Below are 9,749 nucleotides of genomic sequence, written 5' to 3' on the forward strand. Positions count from 1 at the left end.
CGAACTCACTGAAACGATCCACCACGTTGCGTGAGCACCCCGCGCGCACGTCGTCTCCCGGAGCCAACGAAGTTCTCCGACGTTCCCCGTTCCAGCGGCCGTTGACCCGGCCTGGCACAAGGAGCTGTGCAAGTGAATCGTCACCCGTCTTCCGCGGGCGCCATACCACCCCCGAACCCCTCACCCACGCGCAGCGGACGCGCCCCACGCGGTCGCCGCCCAGCGGCTGTCGCCGTGACGGCGGCCGCCCTGCTGACGCTGTTCCTTCCCGCCCCCGGAGCCGCGGCCACGGGGAGTGACACGGCACCGCACGAGATCACCGCCGAGGCCAGGTCCGGTGCCCAGCCCGTCACCCTCTCCGCCGCACAGCACAGACAACTGCTCAAGTCCGCGACCGACCGCCGCGCCGGCACGGCCCGCGCCCTCCACCTGGGCGCGAAGGAGACTCTGATACCCAAGGACGTCATCAAGGACGCCGACGGTACCGTGCACACACGCTACGAGCGCACCTACGCGGGACTTCCGGTCATCGGCGGAGACCTGGTCGTGCATGAGCGGGCCGGCAGCCGCACCGTCACCAAGGCGTCGTCCGCGCAGGTCGCCGTGGACACGACGGAGGCCGCGGTCAGCGCCGCGCAGGCGAAGAAGTCCGCCCTCTCGGCAGCCAGGGAAGAACACACCAAGAGCCCGGCCGCGACCGCGGCCCCCAGGCTGGTGATCTTCATGGGTGGCTCCGAGCCCACGCTCGCCTGGCAGTCCCACGTCACCGGCACACAGGCCGACGGCACACCGAGCCGACTCGACGTCCTCACGGACGCCACAACCGGCAAGCAGCTCCAGAGCGCCCAGCAGATCAACTCCGGTACCGGAAACAGCCGCTACAGCGGGCAGGTGGAGATCGGCACCGTCAAAGGCGCCGACGTCTACGACCTGACCGACACGGAACGCGGTGGGCACTCGACGTACGACATGACCGGTGTCGGAGGCAGAGGCAACCTGGTCACCGACGACGATGACGTGTGGGGCGACGGCACGGTCGCCAACCGCCAGACCGCCGCTGTGGACGCCGCCTATGGCCAGCGCGAGACCTGGGACTTCTACAAGGAGCGCTTCGGCCGTGACGGCATCGCTGACAACGGTGTCGGGGCCTTCTCCCGGGTGCACTACGGCGACGGCTACGCCAACGCCTTCTGGGACGACCTCTGCTTCTGCATGACGTACGGCGACGGCCGGAACAACGCCAACCCGCTCACCGAACTCGACATCGCCGCCCACGAGATGACGCACGGCGTCACCTACGCCACCGCCGGCTTGATCTACGCAGGCGAATCCGGCGGTCTCAACGAGGCGACCAGCGACATCATGGCCACCGCCGTGGAGTTCTTCGCGAACAACCCCACCGACACCCCCGACTACACCATCGGCGAACTCGCCGACGTCCGCGGCACCGGCAAGCCGCTGCGTTCCATGGACCAGCCCTCCAAGGACGCCGACCCCGTCAAGGGCACCTCACAGGACTACTGGACCCCGGACACCAAGAAACAGGACGTCCACCACAGCTCCGGCCCTGCGAACCACTTCTTCTACCTCCTGTCCGAGGGCAGCGGAAAGAAGACGATCAACGGCGTCGCCTACGACAGCCCCACCTTCGACGGTCTGCCGGTCGCCGGCATCGGCCGGAACAACGCCACCGACATCTGGTACCGGGCCCTGACCACCTACATGACGAGCTCCACCGGCTACGTCGACGCCCGCGCCGCCACCCTCCAGGCGGCCGCCGACCTGTTCGGAGCCGGCAGCGCCACGTACGAGGCGGTCGGCAACGCCTGGGCGGCCGTCAACGTCGGTGCCCGCTACGTCAACCATCTCGCCGTCACCGCGCCCTCCACCCGCCCCGTCGCCGTCGGCCAGCCCACCAGCCGGCAGATCGAGGCGGTGGGCTCCAGCCCCGGACGCCTGTCGTACTCCGCGCACGGCCTGCCCAAGGGGCTGTCCATCGACGCACGCACCGGGCTCATCACGGGCACGCCGAAGAAAGCCGGAACCTTCAGGACGGCCGTCACCGTGCGGAACACCGCCCAGCGCCACGCCAAACGCACCGTGCGCTTCGACTGGCCTGTCCTCGCCTCCGGTGGAGACCACTTCGTCAACCCCGCCCGCTACGACATCCCCAACTGGCAGACGATCGAGTCCCCGCTGATCGTCACCGGCCGAAGCGGCACCGCACCCGGCGACCTCGAGGTGACCATCGACCTCGTCCACCCGTGGGTCGGCGGACAGGTGGTGACCCTGGTCGCCGAGAACGGTACGGAGATCCCGGTGAAGCCCTGGTACTGGGACACCGGCGAAGGCGAACTGCACGTCACGTACACCGTCGACGCCTCGGCCGCCCCGGCCAACGGTATCTGGAGGCTGCGGGTGACGGACAACACCCCCGGCATCTTCACCGTCGACCCCGGCTACCTCGACCGCTGGAGCCTGACCTTCTGACGCCGACACGACGCGCGGGCCGGTACGGCGGTGTCACCGGCCCGCGCTACGACCATCCCCGACATGTCTCGATCAGGGGTGTGGCGATTCAGCGGCTGATCCTGGGGATGTGTGCCAGGAGAACACCGACAAGGCCTGCCCATCCCGTGCCCAAGCACCTGCGCGACGGAGAGTCCCGAGGCGCACATCCTCTGATCCGAGCATCCACGACTCGGGGCAGGCGATCACCCCGGATCAGGACGTCTCCGGCGCCGCGCACTCCGTCGACGGCGGGCAGAACCAGGCGCGGGCCGTGTCGAGCAACTCGCGTTCGGCGTCGGCTCCGTCCGACTGCGAGCCATAGACGATGAGCGCGTACTTCTCGCCGTCCTGGGCTGCGAAGCGGTAGTCGATGACGTGGTAGGTGGTGCCGGTGGCGGGTTCGCCGCTCAGTTCGTCGGCCATGTACTCGTGCTCGGTCGCCGCACCCCCGGACGGGTCCGTCACGTCCTGGACATGGATCTCCTGGTAGCCGTCCAGCTTGCTGCTCGCCTTCTGGGACTCCACCACCGACTCGTGCACGGTGGTCTCCATGACCTGGAATATCTGGATCCTGCGGATGCCGTCGGGGCCGCGGTACTCGACGATGTCGATGCCGTACTGCGACGACTGGCTCTCGCGGGTCCATCCCTCGGGCACGGCGATGCGGAAGCCCTGGGAGTCGTCGAGAACCTCGTAGCCCGCCGGGGGCGTGGGCGAGGCCGAGGCCGACGCCGATTGCGTGGGGTCGCCCGTCCCGGTGCCCTCGGGAGCACCTGGATCGACGGGCGCCTCCTGGGCCGGAGGCCGGTAGGGCTCCGGCTCGTCCTTCCAGCCCAGGGCCCACGCGCCGAAGGACACCCCGCACACCGTGAGGACGATCGCCGTGCGCTGGAGGACGGATCGCTGGCGCGGCAGGTCGAGATACCGCTCGGTGTGGAAGAGCCGTTCACGGCGCGATCCGGCCCATTCCTGCCGCTCGGTGTCGAACACTCTCATCGTCGCCGTCCTCCGTGTCCCCGTGCCCCTCGTAGGAAGTACTGCGTCCGTCAGCCGAGCAGTTGGGCGATGCCCTGGACGACCGCGGTGGCCGAGGCGATCGCGCCGGCCGCGGCGGCCTGGGAACCCAGCCAGCCCCGCACTCCGCCCAGCAGCCGGGCGAGCCGGCTCGCGTCGGCCGTTCCGGTGCCCGTGATCTCGGCCTCGGCGTCGGCGAGTTCACCGTCGAGCGTCTCGTCCTCGGCGCTGCGGTCCGCCACCGGCGGCAGCGCGCCACGCAACTCGCGGATGGCCGCGAGGAGTTCCGCATGACGCGGGTCGGGGCCGGCGCCGGTGGTGTTGTACGACGTCGCCCTGCCGTGGCTGCCGGTCGCGATCGACCCTCCACTCATCGAGCCGATGCTCACGCTGCCGCTGCCACTGCCGCTTCCGGGCTGCTGCTGCTCCGGAGTGCTCTGTCCGCTGTTCGGCATGTCCCGCGTTCCTTGTCTCATGGTGTGTGGTTGGCGTGGGTCGGCGGTGCCGAGGGCGGCGGCTGTGGCGGGTCGTTGTGGGTGGCGCGGCCATGGCTGCCGGTGGCGACCGCGCCGCCGGACATGTCCTTGATGAACACGCTGCCGCCGCTGAGCTGGTAGACGTGCTGCTCGAACTCCTCGGTGCGGTAGCCGTGCGCCTTCAGCGCTTCGCGGACCCCGTTCACGATCCGTTCCTGGATGGTCTTCACGTAGCGGGTACTGTCCATCCGCTGGAACGCCGACAGCCCCTTGTCGCCCGCCAGCACACGCAGCGAGAGCCTCGGCACGTCCGGCAGCGGTTCCCGCTCCGACCAGCCGGTGGCGACCGTGTTGCGCAGGGTGGCGAGGCCCCCGATGCCGGCGTCCACCCCGATCGCGGGGGCGTCCCGCAGGGCGCGCAACGCACCTCGCACCCAGGTCTCGGGGAGCCGTTCCACGAGGGCGTCGACCGCGCGGAACTCCTTGCGGACGGGGCCGAGGACGAAGGGCAGCACTTCGAGGACGAGCATGCGGCCCTGGGTGTGCACCCGGACGAGGACGGTGACGACGAGCTGTTCGTGCCAGGCACCCACCCGGATCCGCAGGAACACCCGTCGGCCCTCGCCTCCTTCGTCGACGGCCTCCCGCAGGTGGGCGGCGACCTGGGCGGGGTCGTAGACGGACAGGCCGGAGTGCCGGCCGGAGCGCTGAGGGAGCGCGGCCGGGTCGGGGACTCCGCCGATCTCCAAGTCCTCGTCGCGTGCGACTCCGCCCGGGAGGTAGACGAACCGGTCGATCTCCAGGTCCCGCAGCCGGTCCTTGCCGCTGCGCGCGGCGGACTCTCGGAGTCCCGTCAACTGCGGCTCGATCATGGCGAGCGCGGAGTCCGCGGTGAGGGGGCCACCTGTCTGGCGCGGCAGAGCGGTGTGGGGAGCGGTGTTGTCGAGGCCGAGGCCTGGGGCGTCCTTCTCGTCGGGCTGCGGCTCACGTCTGCGCAACTCCATCGCGAACGACCAGGGAGTGCCCTGTTCGCCCAACCCCACGAACGACGGGCTGTCGGCGTCGTACAGGGTCAGCGATGCCTCCTGCTCCCGCTGCACGTCGTCCCGCAGCATCTCGAACAGGGGACCCGGGGGCAGCGCGGGCTGGGTGGCTGTGGGAAAGGTCCAGCGGGTCAGCAGCCGGCAGAGGGACTTGCGCTGCCAGGTCTGGTACCACCAGGCGATGAGCGCGATCGCGAGCGGGAACAGCAGGGGGTACGGCGTCTGGGCGTGGCCGCGGAGCAGTCCGGAGACGTACGAGTACCAGTAGAAGACTGCAAGGGACCAGGCGCCGAGGGAGACCGCCGTGCCGGCGCCGTCGGCGACCTTGGCGACCGGGTCGGGCAGCCCCGCCGAACGGGCGGCCGAGCCGCCGCCGACCGCGCGGGCGAACCACAACGCCAGGGCGACCAGTGCGTAGAAGACCGACCACGGCAGGGGTCGGCCATCGGTCAGCTGGTCGTCGCCCTGGAAGAACGCGGTGAGCACATCGCTGAAGTGCACCTCCGCGCCGTCGCCCCAGCGGTCGGAGAGGCGGTCCCAGAACATGATCACGTCGGACAGGAAGAACCCCGCCCAGGCTGCGAGCATGAACAGTGCGGCCCGTGCCTCCTGTGCGGTCACCCGCAGGGCGTGCGAGAGGACCGGCAGGACGTCCACGCCGTTGGGCGGGGCGATCGGCCGTTCGCGGTGGTCGACCACCTCGTCGATGACCTGCCGTCGGAAGCCCGCGTCCTGATACACGCCGGCGCACAGCAGACGTGTGGCTTCCGTACGGCTGTAGCGGTGTTGCGGAAGGCTCACGCCAGACACGTCGCACCCCCGATGCTCCGTCGTACGTATCCCCGGTCGACGGAAGGTCGAGCATGACGGCCCGTCACTCCGGTGTCGAGGGATGAGACAGCAAAACTAGGACCGGTGCGGCCGCCAGTGGACAGCCCTGGCGACAAAGTGAACCGATGGAGTGAAAGAAGGCTCATGGCGTGGACTGGGTTCTACGAGTCTGCTACCGCCGAGGCATTCGACTGCCTTGCCGGCGTGGGAGGGACGATGCGCTTCGGCTGCTCAAGCAGACACAGGGTTCAGGAATCTGTGGGCGAAGACGGGCACGCCAGAGCCAATGCACCGAAACCCACCGAGCCCGGCCCCGGCCGCCCGCTTGGCTCGAAGTACCGACAACCCGCGCATGTCGAGCAAGGAACCAAGCCTCGGCGCACTGGCGGGACGAACTGTCCGACGCCTAATGGAGGGCGCGAGGCCGTCCCGCGATCTGGCATGCTGGCCCCGTGAACAACAAGCCCAGAAAGGACGATGCCGCGTAATCGGCCGTCCCAAGTCCGCGCCGCCGGACGTCACCCGAGGCGGCAGTGGCATGAAACACCAACACCTGGCTTGCCGCGTGGCTCTGGCAAGCTTGCCGGAGCGGTGTCCCGCCTCGAACACAATCGGCTCTGGCCTGGGGCGATAGCGTATGCGTTGCTGCAGTGGTCACGAACAGCCCACCGCCCCAGTCGCGCTCTCTCCGGCGGATGCGGTTGCCCTTTGTGCAACCCCTTCCACACAACCGACGAGCGGGGAGTTCTGGAAGCGGCAATGCACGCTCTTCCGCCACAGGCGGCGCGTGAACTGCGGCATCTGGTGAAACCGCTCGACGACCTCTACATCTCCAAAACCTGGCCCGACCCCTTCGCCTCGCCCGACGACGGATGGTGGGCAGGACGCTGTTGGGGATAGACCGACGTCGTCGACACCCGTCGTGCGCCCCTGCCGCATTGCAGCCTTTCAGTCGTGCGGTGCGACGCGGATACGGTTCCCGTCAGGATCGGCTGCGAGGAAGGTCAGCCCGAACCCCGCATCATGAGGCTCGCGCAGGATCGTGACCCCCTTGGACTTCCACTGCTCAAAAGTCGCGTTGATCTCGTCGGGCCCACCGTCGACGGCCAGGCACACCTCACTGGTGCGCGGGACGTCCGGTGACAGATCCTCGAGCTGGCCAGACCACAGACCGAGGTCAGCGCCCGGCCCGAGGTCGAAGGTGATGTATCCCGAAGTCTCGAACGAGGGGCTCATGCCGAGGAGGTCGCCGTAGAAACGAGCTGCGGCGGGAGCGTCGTTCACGTAGACGATGGACACGACGGATGTGGTCATGGTTGTTCCTTCTCACAGGTCGTAGGTACGCATCCGCCAGCCTGACCGGGATATGCGCCGCATCGTGTCGCAATTCCTGAAAAAATCGGTGGGTGACCCCAGACCGCTTCTTCTCCCTGATGCTGCTCCTCGCATCGAGGGATGCCGTGACCACACAGGAACTCGCCTCGGCGCTCGGGGTGTCCCTTCGAACCATCACCCGGGACCTGAACTGGCTCCGCGACGCCGGTCTGCCGGTGACCGCGCAACGGGGCCGCCTCGGAGGCGTGACCATGCTGCCCGGGTCCGGGCTCGACCTCACCCGACTCACACCGGGCGAGCGGGATCATCTCTCCCTCACAGGGCTGGATGAGAAGCAACGTGAGGAGCTCGACGCATCGGTCGAAAGCCAGCGCGCGCTCTCCAAGATCGCCGCTACACAGTCACGTCACGTTCATGAGCTCCTGCCGCTCACCGACGTGGTGCACGTGGACAGCCGCCCCTGGCGTCAGGCACCAGTTTCCGGCACGACTCCGGCTTCGCTGATCGGCGCAGTGCGGCGAGGTCGCCGACTGCGGATCGCGTACGACAGCACACGCGAGTCATGCCCGCGCGACCTGGTGGTGGATCCCTACGGACTGTTCGCCAAGGCCGGCATCTGGTACCTCGTCGCCGACTGTGCCCGACTGCCACGGATGTACCGACTCGAACGGATCACGACGTGGAAAGAGGTCGACCAGCCACGTCGGATCCGCGAGAGCCAGACCCTGGCCACCGTCGCTGCAGCGCTCGTTGATCAGTGGGAACACAACCATGCGATAGAGGTCAGCGCCACCATCGACCAGACCCAGATCGAGCGAGCGCAACGGATCTTTGGCCTACGACTCGTCCGGGACGAGCATGACGAGCATGACGGGTCCGCCACCGGCCACAAGGTGACGATCCGCTTCCTGCATCTGGAGGACGTGCGAGCACTACTGCCGTTCGGGAGCGCCGTCACGGTGCACGGCCCCACCGAAGCCAGGGCTCACCTCCGCGCGCTCGCCACCAACCTTGCCCACCACTATGCGCCGTCACCAACGTCCTGACCCGCACCAACTGGACACGTGTTCCCACGCGTACGGTCCCGTCGGCCCCGCCGGTGAACACGAGGTGACCGAGGGCCGAGAGGTGGCGTATGTGCGGGGGCTGATCGCTTCGTCGAGTGGGACGCCGATGAGGTCCTGGACGATGTACGCGACTGAAGGGTTGTCGCCCGCCGCGGTGTCAGGAGGCCCGAGGAGATCTCCTCCTACATCGCCCACTGCCCCGCCGACACGACGCTGGACGAGCTGATCCGCCCGGAGGCCGAGACGGGGAGACCCTGGCGTTCGCAGATACGGATCAGCCGGTGGGTGCGGGCCGCGGTGAGGTCATGAGTGCGGTCGGGCAGGGCGGGCGAGATCCACAGCAGCTCACCGGCCGGACCGGTGAGGACCTCGACTATCCCGAACCCGGCCGCGATCCGGGCGGGGGTCGCGGCGCATGTACATCAGAGCGACGAGCGGCGAGGCCCCCACCTGACTTGGGTAGGGGGTCTCGTCCAGTAGCGGCGCGGGCGGAGTTGCTGCCCTTCGCGGCTCAACTGCTCTTGTACATCGCGACCGTGAAGCTGACCTTCTTACCGCTGTGGTAGTCGGTGCTGTCCCACACCGAGATGTGATACCAGTCCTGCATCCGCAGTTGCAGCACCTCATCGGCGTTGCTCCAGTTGGCGTAGAGGTGGCAGTCCTCTCCCTGCCATACGTCGATACGCTTCAGCCTCGCGTCGGACGAGCGCCACGTGCCGTTGAACCGGTTGGCGGAGCACGAGGCGGCTGCTTCCTTCGTCGAGGTGACGGTGAGCACCATCGAGAGGGAGAGCGTCAGGGCGGCCGTCAAGAGCACGGCCATGATCTGGCGTAGCGGAATGCGGGCCACCCATTCGGGTCCGGATCATTTAGCTCTTTACCCCCTACCTATTTCAGAGCAGCACTCCGCAATCCTGATCGCAAGTCGGCAGGATTGCGGCATTTCGCGCACGATTCAATGATGAATGCGATCCACAGTGGATCGGTCAATGACCCGGCTTCGGCGATTGACCTCATGCGGTTCGGACCGCATCGGGACCTGCGGAAGATACGCCAGGACGTCAAGCGGGCGACGGTGGGAGTGAGTTCCCGCAGGGGCGTGAGATCGGCCAGGAGGGGAACGCCCTGGCGCTCGCGGATGCGGATGATCCGGTGGGTGCGGGCGGCGGTCGGATCGTGGGAGCCGGCCTCGCGCAGGGCCTTCAGTGCTCGTTGCGCTTGTCGGGTGTCACCTGATCGGGGCCCGGCTCGAAGAAGCTCAGCAGTAATGCGGAGCGCCTACGGGCACGTATCAATTTGCTTCCGTAATATGCGAGCAAATGGCAGGAAATCGTCCTCGCGGCTCAACCAGCGAATCGTCAGATGGGGATACCGGCACTAGTGACCTGGTTTTGAGATCCTGTCGCAGTAGCGGCAGATGCGGTCGAGGATCTGGTCGGCGGTTTTGGTCCACTTGAAGGGCCTGGCGTCCT

7 protein-coding genes and 2 pseudogenes are annotated in these 9,749 nt (G+C 68.1%); 2 read left to right on the plus strand and 7 right to left on the minus strand.

The window, feature by feature from the left end:
• Positions 1-234 precede the first annotated feature (234 nt).
• Positions 235-2,490 (plus strand): M4 family metallopeptidase, encoded by a 2,256-nt coding sequence (locus tag ABZ490_RS40690; RefSeq protein ID WP_359002359.1) that lies wholly within the window; start codon positions 235-237, stop codon positions 2,488-2,490.
• Between the two features lie 234 nt (positions 2,491-2,724).
• On the opposite strand, the gene ABZ490_RS40695 is transcribed toward ABZ490_RS40690, so the two are convergent.
• From ABZ490_RS40695 to ABZ490_RS40710, 4 genes are all read right to left on the minus strand, one after another.
• Complete coding sequence (locus tag ABZ490_RS40695) at positions 2,725-3,507, minus strand: hypothetical protein (RefSeq protein ID WP_359002361.1); 783 nt, start codon at positions 3,505-3,507, stop codon at positions 2,725-2,727.
• Between the two features lie 50 nt (positions 3,508-3,557).
• Positions 3,558-3,980 (minus strand): hypothetical protein, encoded by a 423-nt coding sequence (locus ABZ490_RS40700; protein WP_359002363.1) that lies wholly within the window; start codon positions 3,978-3,980, stop codon positions 3,558-3,560.
• Between the two features lie 17 nt (positions 3,981-3,997).
• Positions 3,998-5,845 (minus strand): hypothetical protein, encoded by a 1,848-nt coding sequence (locus ABZ490_RS40705; protein ID WP_359002365.1) that lies wholly within the window; start codon positions 5,843-5,845, stop codon positions 3,998-4,000.
• 978 nt (positions 5,846-6,823) lie between these two features.
• Positions 6,824-7,189, minus strand: a complete 366-nt coding sequence (locus tag ABZ490_RS40710; protein ID WP_359002367.1) for a VOC family protein — start codon at positions 7,187-7,189, stop codon at positions 6,824-6,826.
• 92 nt (positions 7,190-7,281) lie between these two features.
• Here ABZ490_RS40710 and ABZ490_RS40715 point away from each other — a divergent pair, with 92 nt between their 5' ends.
• A complete protein-coding gene (locus tag ABZ490_RS40715; protein ID WP_359002369.1) occupies positions 7,282-8,256 on the plus strand; it encodes a WYL domain-containing protein in 975 nt (324 codons plus the stop codon).
• Positions 8,257-8,519: 263 nt separating this feature from the next.
• On the opposite strand, the pseudogene ABZ490_RS40720 reads toward ABZ490_RS40715, so the two are convergent.
• The 3 genes and pseudogenes from ABZ490_RS40720 to ABZ490_RS40730 all read right to left on the minus strand — a co-directional run.
• Positions 8,520-8,657, minus strand: a pseudogene (locus ABZ490_RS40720) (IS5/IS1182 family transposase); the annotation flags it as partial.
• Positions 8,658-8,788: 131 nt separating this feature from the next.
• A complete protein-coding gene (locus ABZ490_RS40725) occupies positions 8,789-9,127 on the minus strand; it encodes a hypothetical protein (RefSeq protein WP_359002371.1) in 339 nt (112 codons plus the stop codon).
• 146 nt (positions 9,128-9,273) lie between these two features.
• Positions 9,274-9,459, minus strand: a pseudogene (locus ABZ490_RS40730) (IS5/IS1182 family transposase); the annotation flags it as partial.
• Positions 9,460-9,749: the final 290 nt, after the last annotated feature.

Origin of the sequence: Streptomyces sp. NPDC005811 (assembly GCF_040630405.1) — a bacterium.
GTDB lineage: Bacteria > Actinomycetota > Actinomycetes > Streptomycetales > Streptomycetaceae > Streptomyces.

Coding starts and splice junctions, on each gene's coding strand:
- ABZ490_RS40695 (WP_359002361.1), bottom strand. CDS start 3,507: ATGAGAGTGTTCGACACCGAGCGGCAGGAATGGGCCGGATCGCGCCGT.
- ABZ490_RS40700 (WP_359002363.1), bottom strand. CDS start 3,980: ATGCCGAACAGCGGACAGAGCACTCCGGAGCAGCAGCAGCCCGGAAGC.
- ABZ490_RS40710 (WP_359002367.1), bottom strand. CDS start 7,189: ATGACCACATCCGTCGTGTCCATCGTCTACGTGAACGACGCTCCCGCC.